Genomic DNA, 19,372 nt, shown 5'->3' with positions numbered 1-19,372 from the left:
GAAGAGAGAGCATATGACGATAGTTTCGAACTTTTTGGAATTTAATAAGCAGTTTGTTGAAGAGAAGCAGTATGAAGCGTATTTGACGGACAAATATCCTGATAAAAAGATAGCGATTTTGACCTGCATGGATACGCGTCTTGTAGAATTACTGCCTAAGGCCCTGAATCTTCGTAATGGCGATGCCAAAATCATCAAAAATGCCGGTGCAATCCTTACGCAGCCCTTTGGAAGTGCAATGCGCAGTATTCTCATTGCTATTTATGAAATGGGAGCCCAGGAAGTCTTAGTCATCGGACATACCAATTGCGGTATGACCAATTTGGATACTGACAAGATGGTCGAAAAATTTCGTGCTGGTGGAATTACCGACGCCGTTCTCTCGACATTGGAAAACTCGGGAATACGCATGGAACGCTTTTTGAGAGGTTTTAGCAGCCCGGAGGAAGGTGTCGCTCATAGCGTCAAAATTATTCGTAATCATCCACTGATTCCAGCTCAAATTCCGGTACACGGTTTTATCATGGATGCCGAAACCGGAGCACTCGAGATGATTATTGACGGATATAAGAACGTTTAAACTATTCTCTGTAAAACTATTGGAATGAAACGTATATAAAGGTATACTTAAATGAAAAATTAATTTAACTAAGGAGTAAGATGATGGCAAAAACACTTATTTTCGGACACAAAAACCCTGATACAGACACGATTTGCTCGGCAATTGCTTATGCGGATTTAAAAACAAATCTTGGTTTTGACGTTGAACCTGTGCGGTTAGGAACGATCAGTGGGGAAACGCAATTCGCGTTGGATCATTTTCAAGTTAAAGAGCCGCGCTTGGTTGAAACCGTAGCAAATGAAGCGGAGACCGTGATTCTAGTCGATCATAATGAGCGTCAGCAAAGTGCCAACGATATTGATAAGGTTCGTGTACTTGAGGTTATCGATCATCACCGTATCGCTAACTTTGAAACGAGTCATCCTTTGTACTATCGTGCCGAGCCTGTAGGCTGCACAGCTACAATATTGAATAAGATGTTTAAAGAACACAACGTGCAAATTCGCAAGGAAATTGCCGGACTTATGGTATCTGCTATTATTTCTGATACATTGCTGTTGAAATCGCCAACTTGCACGGAGCAGGATGTAGCTGCAGCACGTGAGTTGGCGGAAATCGCTGGTATCAATCTAGAAAGCTATGGTTTGGACCTGTTGAAGGCAGGAGCAGATCTGAGCGGCAAAACGATTGCTGAATTGATATCCCTCGATGCCAAGGAATTCCAAATGGGCTCCAGCAAGGTGGAAATTGCACAAGTTAATGCGGTGGATACGAACGATATTCTAGTTCGTCAGCCTGAGCTGGAAGCAGCTCTTAACACAATTATTGCTGATAAGGGCTTGGACTTGTTTGTATTCGTTGTTACTGATATTTTAAACAACGATTCCGTAGCATTGGCATTAGGCGGTTCCACTCTAGCGGTTGAGCAAGCCTACAATGTGAAGTTGATCGATAATAAAGCCGTTCTAAAAGGTGTTGTTTCACGTAAATCGCAAATCGTACCTGTATTGACCGAGGTTTTTAACAATAATTAATCGCCTGATCAAACAGGAAGATACATAACAAAGGCTGCCATGCATAATCGCTGGCAGCCTTTGTTATGTCCATATAGATAACGTTGATATCATAAGCGGGATCCAATGAGAGCAATTAGATATCTTTATATAATTGCAAAGTGTCCCAATCCATCTGTGGCACCAAACCTACTTCCGCAGCGCGCTTGAGTAGTGCGGTAATGGCACCATATCCATCATCACCCAAATTTGCACTGAATTCATTCACATATAAATCAATGTGGGCTTGTGCTACTTCTGGGGCAAGCTCTTGGGAATGGCTTAATATGTAGTCGCGGGATACCTCCGGATGTGCCCAAGCATACGCCACAGAAGCTCGAATCCACTTACTGATGGCAGCCAAATCCAATGATCGATGCGCTATGATCGCCCCAAGCGGGATAGGTAAGCTTGTATCTTCTTCCCACCAGCTGCCTAGATCGACCATCAGGTTCAATCCGTAAGATGGATAAGTGAACCTCGCCTCATGGATGACAAGCCCGGCATCAACCAAGCCATCCCGAACTGCCGGCATTATCTCATGAAAGGGCAGGATCACGATCTCACCCACACCACCAGGTACATGCTTGGCAGCCCAAAGGCGGAACAGCAGGTAGGCTGTGGAACGTTCACTCGGTACTGCAACTTTACGACCTTTCAAAGCTGCAGGATCATTGATTACGTTCACTCCGCCTGCGCTTAAAACGAGCGGGCCGCAGCCTCTGCCTAGTGCTCCACCGCATGGGAGTAAAGCATATTCGGATAATGCCCACGGTAGCGCCGCATAGGAGATTTTCATAACCTCCGGACCTCCACCATGAGCCGCTAGCCCATTCGTTATGTCAATATCTGCGTACATCACATCAAGCTCAGGAGCTCCTGGTATAAGGCCGTGTACCCAAGCGTGGAATATAAAGGTGTCATTGGGACAAGGTGAAAAAGCAATTTTCATTTTAATACCTCCATTAATACACTACTGGCAGATTCTAAGGCTTGTAAAGCATCCTGGATTCGCCAGGCGCTGCGGTCCCGTGGACCAACAGGATTGGAAATTGAGCGGAGCTCAAGAAAAGGAATTCCACCATATTGAGCTGCAATAGCAACACCATAGCCCTCCATGGCTTCGGCAGCCGCTCCTGGAATACGCTTAGCAAGCGCAGATGCGGTTGCAGCTGAACCTGTCACTGTAGTTACCGTAAGAATAGGGCCTGTCCGAACGGTAAGCCCTGCGCCCTGAAGTGCTTCAGCTATCCGGTTCTGCCATTCTCTATCCACTTGTATGTGAGAAGATCCAAATCCAAGCTCATCCAGACTTAGAAATCCGTCTACAGATTCAGCGCCTAGATCTGCGGCGATGATCTCATCAGCCAAGACGAGCGATCCTATCTCTGCTGCACCTATAAAGCCGCCAGCAATACCGGCACTTATGACCAGATCGTATTTTGCAGCAGCTAATAAGGCTGCAGTTCGAGCGGCTGCCGATGCGGCTCCCACACCAGCAATGCCAACATGAAATCTAGAACAATCATGAAGTCCACGCAATACCGCAGCTCTTTCAACTTCAACTGCGGTCATCACAAGTATGTTCATTTTTAAATCACCTCTAATTTTGATAGCTGCTTGAAATCAAGTGCTTGTAATGGCCGTCCAACTATTTTAGTATACTTTATAGAGAGCATTGTGCAAAATGTCGAGACCAGATAGAAGAGGGGATAAGGCAACATGAGCTGGATAGACCAACTAGCCGGGTTAACCTGGGAAGATGTGGAACATTACTTAAATCGTTACGAAGCTTTGGGGCCAGTGCCTGGGATTCTTGCACCCTTCATAGAATCTTTAATTCCGGTTCTGCCGCTAATTGCGATAATCATCGCCAATGTGAATGCTTACGGATTGTGGGAAGGTGCTTTATTGTCATGGATCGGTGTTGTTAGTGGCGCGGTTTGTGTCTTTTTATTTTTTCGCAGGTTTGGAGTTCGATTCCGTAATTTTATTGAACGGAAGTATCCCAAAGCAGGCACATTTATTGCATGGCTGGAGCAGCATGGGTTTACACCGATTTTTGTTTTGGCCTGCTTCCCCTTTACTCCTTCAGCCTTCGTGAATATTGTTGCGGGGATATCAAAGCTGCCGAGGCTTGTATTTCTGATAGCGACAGCCATGGGGAAAGCCGTAATGATTATGATCGTATCTGTGGCAGGACATGACATAGGGAATTTATTCAAGCAGCCTTGGAAAATGGTTGTGATCTTGCTCGTCTTTGCGTTGATTTGGTATACAGGACGCAGGCTAGAGTCGCATTATACAAAATAATTACTATCAATACCGTGATAAAGACGTAGCTTTGCTGCATGAAACGGAGCTGAATGGTCGCATCTGGCTAGAACAATCCTGCAGCAGAGGTTCTTGCTTATCTTTTGAAATTGCGATGGCAGTCTAGCTAATTGTGCACCCATACTATGATTCGGAGGTTATACAATGATTGCAAACAATAAGTTAGCTGGAGTTACTCTTGGTGATGGAACCATCATTCCGAGAATTGGGCAGGGCACATGGTTTATTGGGGATAACCCGTCAAATAAAAGTACGGAAATTCGAGCTTTGCAGTGCGGTGTAGAGCAGGGTATGAATCTGATCGACACAGCTGAAATGTATGGTGATGGAAAGTCAGAGCTGCTTGTAGGGGAAGCTATTAAAGGAATGAGGGATCGTGTATTTGTCGTATCCAAGGTGTATCCACATCATGCAGGCTTGAACCTTATCGTTCAAAGCTGTGACAACAGCTTACGGCGATTGCAAACGGATCGTCTGGATCTTTATCTGCTGCATTGGAGGGGCAGTGTTCCTTTTAGTGAAACGATTGAAGGCATGGAGAAATTGGTTGAAGCCGGCAAAATATTGCGCTGGGGGGTGTCCAACCTGGATACGGCAGATATGAAAGAGCTGACGCGTCTAACCAAGGGTACTCATTGTGTGACCAATCAGGTGCTGTATCATCTGGGCTCAAGGGGGATCGAATATGATCTGCTTCCTTGGCAGGAGGAACACGCCATGCCGATCATGGCCTACTGTCCACTCGCGCAGGCAGGCTCCTTAAGAAACGGTTTGATTGGGCATCCAACGGTTAAAGAGATTGCTGAACGTCATCAGGTTAATCCATTTCAGCTGCTTCTGGCTTGGTGTATTCGAAGCGGCAACGTGATAGCGATACCTAAAGCCTCCTCCGAAGTGCATGTCACACAGAACGCTAAAGCAGCGAGCATCCAACTAACGGAAGAGGACTTAAGGAAGCTGGATACGGCCTTTCCAAAGCCGACGCGGAAAGTTCCGTTAGATATCGTGTAGTCGTTAATTGTATGAAAAAGCTATGATAACAAAAGGAGAGGATTCAATCATGTCCATTCGGCCTTCTATAGATGAGTATGACGCATATTTTGAGAGGTATGTGAGATGGGTACCAGAAGGAGATATCCGTAATATTTTAGCCCAATCTCTTAAGCATACAACTGATGTATTATCAATCCTGACGGAAGATCAGGCAAATTATCAATATGCACCTGGAAAGTGGAAACTTAAAGAAGTGCTGGGCCATATTACGGATAACGAAAGGATCATGAGCTATCGGCTGCTTCGAATTGCAAGAGGGGACCAAACGCCGCTAGCTGCTTATGATCAGGATACCTTGATGAGCGGCGCCACCTTTGACACTTGCCCTTTGTCTGATCTCTTGGAAGATTACACGATGGTACGTCGATCCACGCTCAATTTGCTGCGAGGGCTTTCTGATGAAGCATGGTCCCGTAGAGGCATTGTGAGTGGCAGTGAGTCCTCTGCAAGGGCTTGGGCTTACATCCTTGCCGGTCATGAACTTCATCATATGAGCGTTATCAAGGACAAATATTTAATAAGCCAAGGATAGTCTGGAAGAAAAGAAGGTCTCCTCCTCTAAGCACAAAGAAGCCCTTGGCGTTGTTGGCGCCAAGGGCTTCTCTGTGCTTGCGAGGATTCAACTTGAAAACATGACTTAGTTGCCGCGAACTACTACGTCCGCGTAGGCTTTATTACCATTAGTCAGGTTGGCAATCAAAGTAAAACGATTTACATTTCCGGTAACTAGAACATTTCCAGCCATGTCGACTGTAACGGTACCCACATTTCCATTGCTTGGATTACCGGTAACACCCTCCGTATTGAAAAACGCGTTTAAGGCAAAGTTATAGCTTTGAGCCTCATCCTGCTCGTACTCATTACCATAATTATCAGTAATCTTTAAATCCATCTGTTCATAAGCATTAAACAAACTGGAATAGACTCCATTGGTTACCGTAGCATTCTGAGTAAATGAAGTTTTTCTGGCTTCAATTTTTTCTGCTGTCACAGTATCAGTTTTGACCACCACGGTAATAGAAGCGGTCTTGTTCTCTCCGTTCTGGGTTGAGTAAATCACATTCACAGTAGCTGTTCCAGCTTTGTTACCCAGAATATATCCTTGATGATCTGTTGATACAGCTGCCTTGACTATGGAAGGATTGGAGGATGTAATAGACTGAATAATGCCGGGTACTGCTATTTGTTCACCTGATGAGTTAGTTACATTCATTGTGACTTTTTTAGCAAATTTGCTGGTCAATGGATTCTCGGCATCAGCTTTCGTTGTATAGCCGGATATACCAGTTGCAGCACTTGTAAGTCCGCTGTCAATTACGTTACTTAATTCATATGAACTATTAATCGCATAGTTCAACGTACCTGATGTCGTTGATGAACCGATAGTCAGTGTACCGGATACGGTACGAATGGCCGAAAGGCCGATACCATCCAAAGTTATCGTGTAGGATCCAGGGTTAAGAGTGCTATCAGATGGCAGATTTAACGTGGCAGACTTTTTATCAAGAGACCATGTTACGGTCTTAGAAAGCGTGGCACCATCTTTAGTAAGCGTCCATACCGCAAGGTCCGTGTTGACCGGTCGATCCAGTGTAATGTTGATGGCTCGTTCACCAGACGCCAAGATGGAAAGTATGGCTACATTGGACTCTTGTGCTTGGCCTTGCTCCTGATCTTGCGGCTTTGCCGTCGTGAAGGCTTGCCAAGAACCGTATGCGGCAACAACTAGGTCTGCACGTGAGGCTAATGTGCTTCCGTCTTTACCATTGGGATGTATATTTAATGAAGTGGCTTGGCTGACAGCATCCGTATACCATGGCGACGATGTCGTATTGACGTTTTTACCGAGACCTTTTATAAGAACCGTATCTAACTGTCCAACAGTAACATTTTCACCAGGGGCGAAGGTGCTGTCGGTCATTCCATCGATCAATCCCGCTTTTTTAGCGGCTTCGATGTAAGGAATAGCCCAACCATTGGCGGGATCGCTGGCGCGAACATCAGAAAAACTGGAAGTCTGGATCGATGGATCTACCTTAATGTCGAAGATCAGTGAAGCTACCTTGGCGAATTGAGCTCTGGTCATATTTTGCGTGATACCGAAGCTATCGCTCGATACCCCTTCAAATATTTGTTTAGCAAGAAGAGCATCGATCTTGGACTTCAAAGATGTATCTACATTCGTTAGATCCTTATAATCCGTTGTTGTTTTCAAAGTATCAGCCATTGCTGTAGAACTCACAATAGATAAAGCTAAAGTTACTGCCGCGATTAAAGAAATCTTTTTGTTCATAAGTCTTTATACCTCCAAAATTTGTGTCTATTTTTGTGTCTATTAAGATATAACTATTCAACTATTATAGATTAGTTTTAGTATAGAATACATAATTGCAATTATACCCTTATTTATTAGGATTTCTATAGGATATTTTTGTCTGAAAGTTATAATAAATCACATTTCTTGCTAGAACCAGAAGTATTCGCCCCCAGTAATTTGATTTTTGCTCTTGTCAGTACATATTGTACCATATTCTTTGTGGGGTTGCAGACGTCTTGGGGATTCGAACCTCGTTCGTGACAAAAAAGAGGTCGGTCCACTTCAAAGTGAGCCATTCGGAATATGGGAACCATAAAACGGGAAAAATAGCATACCGAGCAGCACAATGAACATATTCTTGATTTTTTCCGCTTCTTACATCATTCTTGATAAGCCCAAATGCATAAAACAATATGTAGTATTGATATTTATTTAAATTCAAATTACTGATGATTAAAAACCCTCGCTGCAGCTTGGTGTGCGGCGCGAGGGACGAGATCATACATTCCAATTCATATTAAGGCAATCGCTAATAGATCGAATAATACAAGAGTAGTGATAAGAGGATTAAAAAAACCTTTAACTTTTACTTTTTTACTTGAAATCGAGGCAGAGGATCCGTCCAGATATAAATAGTCGGGATCAACATTAACTACTGTTCCTTCAAATATCTCCCCAGATCTCATATAAACACGAACTCGTCGATTAAGACAGTTTCTACAAGCATAAAAGATTTCGTCCATTTCCATCACCGCCCTCTCATTGCTTATTATTTTATGAATTAATGAAACGAACGTGAGGGCTGATAAGTGTCCAATTTTGTGGGAATCAGTTCCGAGGTTATCTGGATCATAGATTTGGGGAAAGGACGGTGTTTAGGGAATGATACTCTACACAACTCCCGGCTAGGTCTAATAAGTGCGGTCGAACCGGTGGTTTAGCGGAAAAACACGAATAAGGAAGAAGAGCTTGAAGCCCTTCCTCCTTATTAAAGACAATAATTATTTTGAGTTGGAGTGCTGCAGGTCATAACTTCCGGATCTTCCGTGCCCACCACCGTGTCCGGCACCGTGTCCACCACCATGCCCACCTCCGTGCCCGCCACCATGCCCATAGTGCCCGCCACCGTGACCATAGTGACCACCAACGTGACCATAATGCCCATAATGACCGCCGTAGCCACCATGATAAGGATGGTAATACGGGTGGTAATATGGATAAGGATATGGGTAGATATAGGATGGATTTTGACCATAAGCGTATAAGTAAGGGTTGTAAGCCATTAAATTTTCACCACTTTCTGTCTTTGATAATTATAGCCTATGCGCTTCTGATGAGGCATGATACTTGCCTGCATGAAAATGGGCACCGTGTAAAGGATAATCATCAAAGGGAGATTACCGTGAAACAAGTTCACGCTTTTACAATTAAGTACGCGTTGAAGAGGTACTGAGATATCACTAATAGGAAGCAGAGTGAAAAAAATGACGAAAATTGTTAGAAATACATGCAGATATTGTCGATAAAATAGTTCTTTTATTCTATAAAAATTAGCGATATTTGTTATATAATTAAATTGCATACGCAACATCGAAAAGGCAAAGCCATTGAAAAATGGGGACGCAAAACTATCAGGGGCTAAAGTCAATAAGACTATGCCAGCCAGTTACCGAAATACTCTTTTCACAATCAAAGGAGGAATGTGTATGATGCTTACTAAAAGTCGACAGCTTCAAAAAGTAAGATTGTTTTTGCTCATTGCGGAGATTGAGGCTTTAAAAAAGTGCATGATCAATGTGTACGAACAATCTGAAAGTTTACACGACCCTATCTTGATCCAACTTAGTGAAATGCTTGATCGAAAATTGAATAAATTTATTAAGTCTCAAAATTAAATGCATAAATTAGGGAAGAGCTGTAGCAATGCAGCTCTTTTTTTGTATCCTTAAATAAATGGAGAGACAGGCCGTGATTAAGAAGAAAACATTTGTCGAGAAAGTCCAATATAAGCTGTCGGATCGATGCAGCGGTTATTTTGGGTTATTTGGAAAGAAATAGCCTTTTTGAACGATAAGAAAGCGCCGCAGGCTTGTGAGAATTCTTTATCTTCGGTCGATCAGGATAGATCATTCCCATAAGAAGACGAATGCAACGAGGAATTGGATAAGCACCATAATCGGAGCATTTTTTTTGCCTAAATATTCAGGAGGTGAAAAATTAAAGTCAGAAGGATTCCAAAATTGAGGAGGCAGAGGACAGCATGGCTACGAAGTTAGAATTTGAACATGATTGGCAATGGGATCAGCTCACAGAGTCACTAGACGGCCTATATAAACCACCTCCTGAATCAAACGGGAGGTGGTCTAACAATTGTTTGAGTAGAGAAATGCTCCGGAAATGATAACCAGCAAAATGAACAGAACAAGAATCGTACCTGTAGTAGTTCCCAAACCATAACCGCCACAACTTCCACCAATTCCAGACACTTCACCAAATTGATGTGGTAATCCGTCTACGTTCCCGAGCGTTAGAGTAAATAAAAAGCCCTCTTTACTACGAGGGCTTTTGGAATATTCAGTTGAAATTTTATTGCGTGATCCACTTTGGCGGAGGAGCTATTTAGATGAATGTGCGGCTTATAATAACTAGCAAAATGAACAGAACAAGGATAACGCCTGTAGTAGTTCCCAAACCAAAACCGCCACAACTTCCACCAACTCCGAGACCCATTGTAACCCCTCCTTCCGTTTCATATGAGGTATAATATGAACGTTAGTAACTGCCGGATTGGACGGATGCTAAAATGGGTGATTGCGGTGTTTTAGGGCCTACCTGCTTGTGGGGTTTCGACGGAATGTACCCGGACCCGACTTTCGACGTGATGTAGGATGAGACGACATATGTCAAATGGATGAATAATCTGCTTCAAAAGTATTTTCTTCCCATCGATAGGACCGTTCATGGAAAAAGATCAATAATTACACCACAAGACTGACGCGCATGACCGACGGCCACCAATACATTCCTGCAGATTAACATAATGATATTTTTTCCGAATCTCACTCAACTAACGATCAGTAAATGGTATACTCTAGAGAAAATTGGTAATTTTCAATTTGTCTAAAGGGGTGTCTATTTGATGCTTAAGAGAAAGATAAATTCTAGCTTTGACAATCTGATGTCTTATGTTGAGCAAATTAGTAAATTGAATGGTGCCTCAGCATGCGCGCTTTTTGCTATTCAAAATGACCATATCGTGGCTGAAATCTACAGTGGTACTCATTCCTTTGACGAGACAACAGTAAAAACTGGGGCGGATTCGCAATTTAACGTTGCCTCTGTTCGTAAAAGTTACCTAGGACTTGCAACTTCGTGGGCGTTCTACCAGGGAAAAATCAATTCTCTTGACGATGATGTATTGAGATATTTACAGGTTAGTGATGGTGAAGAAGCTGCTTTAGAAGGCGTCACTATTAGAAATTTATTAACTTACACTCATGGGTTATCAGAAAAAGATGGTCAAATAACGAGAATCTTTAAACCCGGGATGGATTGGGATTATAACAGTGTGGGCATAAGATTGCTGCAAACAGTGGTCAGTAATGCTTTAGGAAAACCTTATATGAATGTACTGCATGAAAAAATATTCGAACCATTAGGATGGACAGAAACTGCTTATAGAAGTGCTGTTTCAGAACAGCTCGTGCCTGTTATTAGTGGGGACAGCGCTTATGTTCGTGTTCGTTCTAGCTTGGATGGGAGTCAAGGGAATTTATTTGTTTCGGCAAGGGAACTAGCTTATTGGGGATATCTTCATTTGAAATTAGGTAACATCAACGGAAAATCCATTGTTCCTGAAACGGTTATTAAGAACGCCGTTACCGTGCAATCGCCAATTGAATTACCAAAGGGGCTTCCTCGAAACGGCTGCCTGTGGTTCGTTAAGGATGGCGAATCATTGCAATGCTCGATGGGTAGGATTGTACCACAACATTCATATGAAATAGTGGGGTCATATGGTCCTTTGGTTTTAGTTGTTCCAGAATTAAATTTAGTAGTGGTACGTATGTCAAATCAAGAAAAAGGAAATTACGCAGACAACGAGCGCGACCACAACGATTTTTTACAAGAGTTTAGCAATTTAGCTGTTTTTTCGGCGAGAAATCATATAACAGTGTAGACAAGACGGTTGTAAAATGATTGCCTAATATAAACAATGAAAAGAGGTGTCGTGTTGAAAAAATTTATATTAGGATTAAGTTTTGGTTTAGCTATAGCCTGTTCATCAGTTGCATTCGCTTCGGGTTCTATCCAAGCATTGTTATTTCCAGTAAGCTTTGAAATGAATGGAAGTAATATTGGATTAAACAATGATTACAAGGTCCTGAATGTAGATGGGCATGCGTATGTACCCATTCGTTTTATAGCTGAAAATTTGGGGGCAACCATCGACTATGATACAGAATCACAAAAGATTTTTGTCAAAAATAGAAATCTAGACATAACAGATCCAGATTACAAAGGTATATTGGTTGGTAATTTAATATTAACAAAAGTGGGTATTAACACAAAAGTTACTGGTCAATTGAAAATGGAAGGTGTAGGAAACACGAAGAATATGATTGGAGCAAGTTTATCTTTTTATAATGATAAAAGTGAAAAAATTGGCGATATTGCCATAAACGGAAATGAGTTTGGAGTCGATGCCCAAACATTTGTATCAGAGGGTTCAGGTGATTTTAGAGCATACTCAGCGGTCAACCTTCATATCGGTGTTGTAAACAATCAAATTGTTAGTGAAGCACCAAGCATCGTTTATGAAAACAATAAACACAATTTCACTCTTAAGCTCCCCAAAACTTGGGAGGGGAATTATGAGGTAGTGAATATCGTCAATGAAGATTCGGGGACAGACAACTATCATTTTATTGACAAGACAAATAAAGATGGGTACGGGGGAGTTATTTTTACAATCTCCATATGGACAAAGGAGGAATGGATAAAAAACGGTCCAACAGCTATCGAGATTGGTCAAATTTATAAAATAGGAGAAGATGGGGATAACGTGTTCACACTAAGTCCTCCAGGAGATGTTGAATATGATCCACACGATGAAAAGTTAAAGGCACAATATTCTTCCATGTCGAATCAAATAAACAAAATCAAAACCTCATTTAAGCTTAAAAATTAATAGCCATATTTCTTTGGTGTTTAGTCAAAAAACAAAAACGGTTTGCCTCTTTTTCGAGGCTTGCCGTTTTTGTTTTGTTGGCTGATATTCGGTGTGGTCAATCATTAAAACATGCTCCAATCAAATGCGGTTGAGAGGGTTTCTAGTAGATGAACTCCAGCGGTACTGTTGCCTTTGGCGTTCAAGGCAGGGCCAACAACACCAATGCCGTACTGGCCAGGCACTAACGCAAGAATGCCACCGGACACACCACTTTTCGCTGGTAATCCTGAGCGGATTGCAAAAGCACCGGACTCGTTGTACATCCCACATGTAAGCATGAACGTTTTGGCAATTTGCACGTAACGGCGGGGAATCAGCATCCGTCCAGTTGTCGGATCGGTACCGTCGAAGGCTAATACGAGTGCCATTCTGGCCAGATGGGAGCAGGAAACTTCAATGGAGCAATGCTTGAAGTAAACCTCCAGCACCTCTTCAACATCAATCTCATCTCCAAGAACACGGTTAGCTTTAAGGAAGTAGGCAAGGGAACGATTGCGATGTGCCGTATTCGTTTCTGAACGATAAACAGCTTCATTAAAGGTCAGTGTTGGGTCTCCGGTCAATTCATGGAAAAAAGACAGGATGCGGTTCGTTTTCTCGGCAGGAGTAATTCCTGCAATCAGAGAGGACACCGTAATAGCTCCTGCGTTAATTAAAGGATTAAAAGGAATGCCTGGGTCAACCAGTTCCAGCTTCAGCATCGAATTGAAATTGTCGCCAGTAGGCTCCATACCGACTTTGGAGAACACGCCATTTTCTCCTTGGTCCATTAATGCCAGCAGCAGTGTAAAAACTTTGGAAATGCTCTGCAGGGTGAACCGCATTTCGTAGTCCCCGGCCGTGATGATTCGTGTTTTATCATCAAAAATAGTGAAGCCAAGTGCTTCACGTGGGGCATTAGCCAACTCGGGTATATAGGTAGCTACGTTCCCTGAGCAGGTCTGTTTGCGGCTTTCTTCGAGCCATATCGGTACCTGTTTCTCTAATTGTTCCCAAACGGAAGTCATGCTCAGTTCCTCCTTAAATTCTGTTCATATCCTTTTCGACAAAAACTGGCGTCATCCTTTCATTAAAACAAAAAAAGAGGAAATATAAAATAGCTGGAGGGAACCAAGGTGTTTCGTTGCCGCTAGCTATTCCAAGGTTTTGGTAAAACGACACCGGAGCAGGGCTATATTTCTATTGATCCATTATATGGTAATATGATTTTATCACTGGAGGTGGTTACTATTGAACAGATTACGATTAGAAATGTTGAAATTACTGATGTAGCCGGACTGTCTGACTTGTTCGTTGATTTTATTGATAAAGAGTCAAATTTGACAGCAATGAAACAACAGATTGAAATAATACTTAATAACCCTAATTATTACGTTGCAGTAGCCTGTAAAGGACAAAAAGTTATTGGTACATCAATGGGGATTATTTGTTACGACTTGGTGGGGGATTGTAATCCCTTTATGCTGATAGAAAATGTAGTCGTTTTACCTCAATATCAATTTCAAGGAGTAGGCAGATTGCTGATGCAAGCACTTGAAAATTTTGGTCAAAAGAACCAATGTAATTATGTCATTCTTGTATCCGAAAGCAAACGTGAGCCTTCACATCAATTTTACGAAGCAATGGGTTATTCAACCGACCAGAGAGGGTTCAAAAAACGTTTGATGAAGAAAATATAGCTGCAGAATTAAAAGGGTAACGTTTGTTCTACAAACACCTAAATTTAAAAATGTAGGTACTGTCCTTACAGTATTTCGCGACAGTTGCTCCTTGTTTTTATTAAGACCTGTTTTTATTTAAGCTACGTTCCACAGAATAAGAAGAAGTGTTTCTTTGAACACCTTATTTAATAATTATGTTGCTGAAGAAGGGAGATTAATTCTTGGACCTTACAGCGAAGAGAAATTGTCTCGAGAAGTGGAAGGTCTATTGTCGTCATGGGGCTACATCCCTTCGAGATTTATTGAAAGGTCACATAACAAAAGTAAAGATCTCGTAAGAAGAATTCTCTACTTCAATAAATTAATCTAAGCCAATGTAGTACTTCACTATTGATAACGAATAGTACATTACTTCCTAAAGTCGGCAATGCTGTCAGCCTTTTTGGTACGCAAAAGGGCAGCTACGTAACAAAGTGCTAATATAATTACATGTCAACATTACAAAAAACCATTTTAAAATATGTTATGAAACTGTAAATTATAGTAATAGATTACACGTATAATTTGGAGGTGCACTAATGCAAAAAATCTCTGAAGAAGAGGCACGTTCTCTTGGTATTGAAACTAAATATGACCTTATGGATAATGGGGAAAGTAGATTCAGATTAAATTGCTCTGCAGACGGAAGCTCGTACTGTCGAACAGTAGCCTCAGAGAGTGGAGCTTGGCAAAATAGTCATTATCATAAGTCGGTATCAGAGTTTTATGTTGTTCAATCAGGATGGATTGTGTACGCAGAGAAAAAGGAGGGTGAATTCAAGCTGCGTTTATTAAGGGAAGGAGAAAGCACCACATTCGGTCCATTAGTTCATCATAACATCTATTTGTCTTCAAAATCAGTGATACATACTATAAAATATGGCGAGCCCGTAATGAATGACTGGTTCCCCTCCCCAGAGTTAGACAAGCTGACCAAACATTTGTATCCAAGTGAACTTTTTTCATTGTAAAACGATGTAGGCGTTGAATTGACGGAGAACGATAGTTGAGGAGTTTGCTATATAGCAGAATAACTCAACACACGAGAGGGTTTTATTGGTAAATGTAGAATTCTTTTTTAATTACTTATAGTTAAGAAGGAACAAGAAAGGGGCTGAACATGTTTAAAGTCAATAGGAAGAATATGAATATAGTTCTTATAGGTATGTCTGGTGCCGGTAAAAGCACTTTAGGTGTGTTGCTTGCAAAAGCTTTAGGAATGGATTACGTGGATACAGATATTGTTATACAACAACATGAAGGTAGGTTGTTACAAGATATAATTGATAATGATGGTATCGAAGAGTTTATGGAAGTCGAAGAAAAAGTTGTGTCTGAATTGCAGCTAAAAAATTGCGTTATATCTACAGGTGGAAGTGTTATATATTCAGAAAAAGCTATGAATGTGCTTAAACAGAGTGGACAGATTATTTATTTGCATGTACCCTTTGAAGAAATTAAAAAGAGACTAATAAATATAACAACCAGAGGCATTGTAATAAAGAAAGGGAATAGTCTTAAGGACGTTTATGAGGAAAGATTTCCTCTATACATTAAGTATAGTGACATAACTCTTGATTGCTCAAATAAGGATATAGAACATTGTGTTAGTGAAATGATAGAGAAAATACAAGAAAGTCCTTGCGATCAGATCTCTTCAAGTTAATACAACTTTATGATTTGCTCTACACATAAAAATATTGACTCAGTACGCCGTTGTCCTAAATGTCTCTGATATTTATGCCGAAGTTGTCTTGAGGTAGGGTATTGTAAAGATTGGGTTTTTCGATCGGACTATTTCAGACAGTAAGTTCTAAGAAAAACCTATCAACCATGAAAGATCCTTGACATTCACTTTACGTCATAGTTTATCCTTCAAATTATCAATGATATTAGGAGGATTTTCTAATGAAAACATTAATTAAGAATGTCATCATACTTACGATGGTGGATGAGGATGAACCCATTACTGGCGATATTCTCGTTGAAGGAAACAAGATCAAAAACATCGGAACCCAAATTACGGATGAGGTAGACCAAGTTATTGAGGGTCAAGGAATGATTGCGATGCCTGGCTTGATTAATGCACATCAGCATACCCCTATGAGCTTGTTAAAAGGTTTTTCAGATGATCTAAAATTAATGGATTGGCTAGAGAAAAAAATGCTGCCTGCTGAGGCAAAAATGACTCCTGAAGATATATACTGGGGTGCGAAGCTATCGATGGCAGAAATGATCAAATCAGGAACAACAGCCTTTGCCGACATGTATATCCAAATGAACGAAATTGCTTCAGCCGTACAAGAAGTTGGTATGCGTGCTTCATTAACGAGAGGATTGGTTTTTCTTGAGGACGATGGAGGTAAAAGGATAACAGAAGCACTGGAACTGGTTGAACGTTGGAATGGAAAAGCTGATGGTAGAATTTCAACAATGTTGGGCCCCCACGCACCGTATACTTGTCCTCCAAAAGCATTAAGGAAAATTATTAATATGGCTGAAGAGCTTAAGCTTCCAATACATATTCATTTAGCCGAAACCAAGGAGGAAGTAATAAAAATTCAAGAACAATATAATCAGACGCCTACGGAGTATTTGTACAATGAAGGTCTCTTTGAAAGATCCCATGTGCTCTTAGCACATAGTGTGCATTTGAACCGACGCGATATTAGACTATTGAAAGGGATGCGTGGTGGAGTATCACATAACCCAGTAAGTAACTTAAAGTTAGGTTGTGGAATAACACCTGTTTTTGAAATGATTAATCAGGGCATCACGGTTGGTCTGGGGACGGACGGAGCAGGAAGTGCCACAACTATCGATATGTTTGAGGAGATCAAGGCAGCTACTTGGTTGCAGAAATTAGATTATGGCAGCCCGACAGTGCTTCCTGCCAGACAAATTTTACGTATGGCGACAAAAGGAAGTGCTAAGTTGTTAAACATAGATAATGAAGTAGGAACACTAGAAATTGGGAAGAAAGCGGATATAATACTCGTAGATATGAACAAACCGCATTTGCAGCCTATCCATAATGTGGAATCGCTTCTTGCATATGGTGTCAATGGGTCCGATGTTGATACAACGATAGTTGATGGTAAAGTGCTTATGAAAAACCGTAAATTAATAACGATTGATGAAGATGAACTGTTAAAACAAGTTGTTGATCGCGCGAAACGGATCGTTGAGGGAATTTAAGAATATAAATAACCTCCAGAGAAAAGATGAAGTGACTGGCGGACGTACGGGAATTATTGATCCCACCACAGGTCTATATTCGTTCTGGACGAATTTCATAACTGAGACCTACGTCCAAAGGATGTGGGTTTATATTTTTATAACGAGCAAGTATGCATTTATTGATCTCCCATGGCGGTACGGCGATATTAATTATTTCAACCGGTAACGATAGTGTACCTGGTAGCGATGGCCTAATGGTTCGAACATTATTACATTCCCGACAGATTAACATAATGATATGTTTTCGCGTTTCGCTCAACTACCGGGAAGTATAACAACAAATGTGGTAAAAAGAGGGGAAAGGCTATTTGCGAAGAATAGGCTTATTATCAGGTATTTAAACTTATCACTTAGGAGGAAAGTGGAGTGCTAGAATTTATTACTGAGCTGCCAGCTAATACAATTATTGGCGGAGTGCACTGTGTTCCTGTCTTAGATAATGGAAACTTGGTAATGGTCTGGGATAGGGAAGAAAAAGTATTAACAACTATCGGAGGACGATTAGCAAAAGACGAATCGATTTTTGATGGTCTCAACAGAGAAGTTATGGAAGAAGCAGGTTTAGTATTGTCAGAAGAAAAAACTCTTTTTGCAAGTTGGTATTGGAAGGAGTTCGACGCGTATAGGCTATATTATTTAGCCAAGGTGAAGGAATTTGTGGAAATTCCGAGCGGTTTTGAGACAACAGGATATGTGATTATGAATTTTAGAACAGCAATCGACATTATAAAGAAAATAGAAGGAAGAGAGGAACGTATAGAAGTAATCAGGAGAGCAGGAATATTGTCGGGGCAACTTATTGAAAACGAACAGTGAAAAACATAGCATTAATGCTACAAGTCTATTCGCTGAACTAACATGGGGAAACGAGAGTGTAACATACGGGAAGCGTAATAAAATACTATAATGGAATTATGTAGTAATTAAAGGTGGGCTGATAGGAGGTTAAAAGTGGTAAGAGTTATGCTTATTTTAATATTATTGATGATGAGTGGATGTCAGCAAACTGTAATTACTGAAGAGAAGGCAATATCTACAGTAAAAGAAGCTCATGAAAAAAATAGTCTGTGTGGTGAAATAACAATTACTTCAGTTCATCATAGAAATGGAGAGTATGAGGTTAACTGGGAGAGAAAAAGTAATTTTGAGAGTGGTACTGAATTCGTAGAAGACAAGAAAGGAAAGATCACTCACGGATCTCATCAAATAAGTTAGACGCGAATGAATTCCATATTATCACGACTGGTTTATCAAGGATGTACAGCCGAACGTATCCATGAGCCTGAGCAATTCTTTTTTGGAGAATACCCTTTCATCAATGGAAGCTGCCTTTCACGCGGGATGATAATGAATTTTCAAAGCGGATTGGATACTACAGATGATGTAAAACGTCTTGCTGCACATTACAGCGGGGAAGTTTGGACGAATCGAATCGATAAAATCGCGCCGTTATATCAATGTGAGTAGAAATATTAAAGCATTCTAATGATCTTTTTGTAGTACCTTTATGATAAAATGGGAAAAAGGTAAACTATGGGACACGATACTTGAGGAGCTTGAATATGAACTGCACCCCAATTGTTAGACACAGTCTAACAATTGGAGGTGTAGTTTTTTTGGCTAAATACTCAACTGAAGAGAAATTAGAAGCTGTCCTGGCTTATCTAGAAGGTAAAGCGTCATATAAGACAATTGCTGAAGAACGTAATATGAGCACTGCGCCACTAAAAAGATGGGTATTACGTTATCAAAAACATGGAGAGGAAGGAATTACATCAACGTATACAAATCACGAGATTCAATTTAAAATAGATGTACTCAATTACATGAACGAATTTGGGGCATCCATCAATGAGACCGCTGCTCGGTTTAATTTGTCTT

The 19,372-nt window shown here is 41.1% G+C and carries 21 protein-coding genes, 1 pseudogene and 1 riboswitch; of the genes and pseudogenes, 16 read left to right on the top strand and 6 right to left on the bottom strand.

All coding sequences use genetic code 11. From position 1 onward, the window contains the following. The first annotated feature begins 13 nt into the window (after positions 1 to 13). Positions 14 to 580 (top strand): beta-class carbonic anhydrase, encoded by a 567-nt coding sequence (locus tag BM210_RS14715; protein ID WP_091169481.1) that lies wholly within the window; start codon positions 14 to 16, stop codon positions 578 to 580. Between the two features lie 83 nt (positions 581 to 663). Further along, complete coding sequence (locus tag BM210_RS14710; protein WP_091169478.1) at positions 664 to 1,596, top strand: manganese-dependent inorganic pyrophosphatase; 933 nt, start codon at positions 664 to 666, stop codon at positions 1,594 to 1,596. A 115-nt stretch (positions 1,597 to 1,711) separates the two neighbouring features. Here BM210_RS14710 and BM210_RS14705 read toward each other — a convergent pair whose 3' ends face one another. Both BM210_RS14705 and BM210_RS14700 read right to left on the bottom strand, forming a co-directional pair. Continuing rightward, positions 1,712 to 2,566, bottom strand: a complete 855-nt coding sequence (locus tag BM210_RS14705) for a 1,4-dihydroxy-6-naphtoate synthase (protein ID WP_091169476.1) — start codon at positions 2,564 to 2,566, stop codon at positions 1,712 to 1,714. Next, positions 2,563 to 3,204 (bottom strand): futalosine hydrolase, encoded by a 642-nt coding sequence (locus BM210_RS14700; RefSeq protein WP_091169474.1) that lies wholly within the window; start codon positions 3,202 to 3,204, stop codon positions 2,563 to 2,565. Before BM210_RS14700 ends, BM210_RS14705 begins: the two co-directional genes overlap by 4 nt. 132 nt (positions 3,205 to 3,336) lie before the next feature. On the opposite strand from BM210_RS14700, the gene BM210_RS14695 reads away from it, so the two are divergent. The 3 genes from BM210_RS14695 (at position 3,337) to BM210_RS14685 (ending at position 5,533) form a co-directional block, all read left to right on the top strand. Continuing rightward, positions 3,337 to 3,927: a TVP38/TMEM64 family protein gene (locus BM210_RS14695; protein ID WP_091169472.1), complete on the top strand. Its 591-nt coding sequence runs from the start codon at positions 3,337 to 3,339 to the stop codon at positions 3,925 to 3,927. A gap of 165 nt (positions 3,928 to 4,092) precedes the next feature. Then, positions 4,093 to 4,959 (top strand): aldo/keto reductase, encoded by an 867-nt coding sequence (locus BM210_RS14690; protein WP_091169471.1) that lies wholly within the window; start codon positions 4,093 to 4,095, stop codon positions 4,957 to 4,959. Positions 4,960 to 5,008: 49 nt separating this feature from the next. After that, the gene (locus tag BM210_RS14685) at positions 5,009 to 5,533 is read left to right on the top strand and encodes a DinB family protein (RefSeq protein ID WP_091169468.1); all 525 of its coding nucleotides are present in this window, start codon (positions 5,009 to 5,011) and stop codon (positions 5,531 to 5,533) included. 105 nt (positions 5,534 to 5,638) lie between these two features. Here the strand turns inward: BM210_RS14685 and BM210_RS14680 are convergent, their stop codons facing one another. Beyond that, complete coding sequence (locus tag BM210_RS14680; RefSeq protein WP_091169467.1) at positions 5,639 to 7,294, bottom strand: S-layer homology domain-containing protein; 1,656 nt, start codon at positions 7,292 to 7,294, stop codon at positions 5,639 to 5,641. A 1,025-nt stretch (positions 7,295 to 8,319) separates the two neighbouring features. Continuing rightward, complete coding sequence (locus BM210_RS34315) at positions 8,320 to 8,601, bottom strand: hypothetical protein (protein WP_143101051.1); 282 nt, start codon at positions 8,599 to 8,601, stop codon at positions 8,320 to 8,322. Positions 8,602 to 8,905: 304 nt separating this feature from the next. After that, positions 8,906 to 8,992: riboswitch (cyclic di-GMP riboswitch) on the top strand. A 32-nt stretch (positions 8,993 to 9,024) separates the two neighbouring features. On the opposite strand from BM210_RS34315, the gene BM210_RS14660 reads away from it, so the two are divergent. Continuing rightward, positions 9,025 to 9,213, top strand: coding sequence for an aspartyl-phosphate phosphatase Spo0E family protein (locus BM210_RS14660; protein WP_177237828.1), 189 nt, complete (start codon positions 9,025 to 9,027; stop codon positions 9,211 to 9,213). A gap of 724 nt (positions 9,214 to 9,937) precedes the next feature. Here BM210_RS14660 and BM210_RS35360 read toward each other — a convergent pair. After that, on the bottom strand, positions 9,938 to 10,048 hold the full coding sequence (locus tag BM210_RS35360) for a sporulation protein YjcZ (RefSeq protein ID WP_218184931.1): 111 nt from the start codon (positions 10,046 to 10,048) through the stop codon (positions 9,938 to 9,940). 409 nt (positions 10,049 to 10,457) lie between these two features. Between BM210_RS35360 and BM210_RS14655 the strand changes: the two genes are divergently transcribed. Then, the gene (locus BM210_RS14655; RefSeq protein ID WP_091169463.1) at positions 10,458 to 11,498 is read left to right on the top strand and encodes a serine hydrolase domain-containing protein; all 1,041 of its coding nucleotides are present in this window, start codon (positions 10,458 to 10,460) and stop codon (positions 11,496 to 11,498) included. A gap of 54 nt (positions 11,499 to 11,552) precedes the next feature. After that, the gene (locus BM210_RS14650; RefSeq protein ID WP_177237827.1) at positions 11,553 to 12,509 is read left to right on the top strand and encodes a stalk domain-containing protein; all 957 of its coding nucleotides are present in this window, start codon (positions 11,553 to 11,555) and stop codon (positions 12,507 to 12,509) included. Positions 12,510 to 12,613: 104 nt separating this feature from the next. On the opposite strand, the gene glsA is transcribed toward BM210_RS14650, so the two are convergent. Continuing rightward, on the bottom strand, positions 12,614 to 13,558 hold the full coding sequence (gene glsA, locus BM210_RS14645; RefSeq protein ID WP_091169457.1) for a glutaminase A: 945 nt from the start codon (positions 13,556 to 13,558) through the stop codon (positions 12,614 to 12,616). A 195-nt stretch (positions 13,559 to 13,753) separates the two neighbouring features. Between glsA and BM210_RS14640 the strand changes: the two genes are divergently transcribed. The 8 genes and pseudogenes from BM210_RS14640 to BM210_RS14605 form a co-directional block, all read left to right on the top strand. Next, positions 13,754 to 14,230, top strand: a complete 477-nt coding sequence (locus tag BM210_RS14640; protein WP_091169455.1) for a GNAT family N-acetyltransferase — start codon at positions 13,754 to 13,756, stop codon at positions 14,228 to 14,230. Positions 14,231 to 14,790: 560 nt separating this feature from the next. Next, positions 14,791 to 15,222, top strand: a complete 432-nt coding sequence (locus BM210_RS14635) for a hypothetical protein (protein ID WP_091169453.1) — start codon at positions 14,791 to 14,793, stop codon at positions 15,220 to 15,222. Between the two features lie 149 nt (positions 15,223 to 15,371). After that, positions 15,372 to 15,917, top strand: coding sequence for a shikimate kinase (locus BM210_RS14630; protein ID WP_256223618.1), 546 nt, complete (start codon positions 15,372 to 15,374; stop codon positions 15,915 to 15,917). 242 nt (positions 15,918 to 16,159) lie between these two features. Next, positions 16,160 to 17,449 (top strand): amidohydrolase, encoded by a 1,290-nt coding sequence (locus BM210_RS14625; protein WP_091169451.1) that lies wholly within the window; start codon positions 16,160 to 16,162, stop codon positions 17,447 to 17,449. Positions 17,450 to 17,857: 408 nt separating this feature from the next. Next, complete coding sequence (locus BM210_RS14620; RefSeq protein ID WP_091169448.1) at positions 17,858 to 18,307, top strand: NUDIX hydrolase; 450 nt, start codon at positions 17,858 to 17,860, stop codon at positions 18,305 to 18,307. Between the two features lie 135 nt (positions 18,308 to 18,442). After that, positions 18,443 to 18,706 carry a hypothetical protein gene (locus BM210_RS14615; protein WP_091169445.1) on the top strand — a complete coding sequence of 88 codons (264 nt, stop codon included), beginning with the start codon at positions 18,443 to 18,445 and terminating at the stop codon, positions 18,704 to 18,706. A gap of 42 nt (positions 18,707 to 18,748) precedes the next feature. Continuing rightward, positions 18,749 to 18,833: pseudogene (locus BM210_RS36270) on the top strand (glycerophosphodiester phosphodiesterase); the annotation flags it as partial. 274 nt (positions 18,834 to 19,107) lie between these two features. Next, the coding region (locus BM210_RS14605) for a helix-turn-helix domain-containing protein (RefSeq protein WP_177237826.1) at positions 19,108 to 19,372 on the top strand (265 nt) is incomplete at its 3' end.

It is taken from the genome of Paenibacillus sp. 1_12, assembly GCF_900114475.1.
In the GTDB taxonomy this organism is placed as follows: domain Bacteria; phylum Bacillota; class Bacilli; order Paenibacillales; family NBRC-103111; genus Paenibacillus_S.
This window is presented reverse-complemented; position numbering and strand designations above follow the sequence as displayed.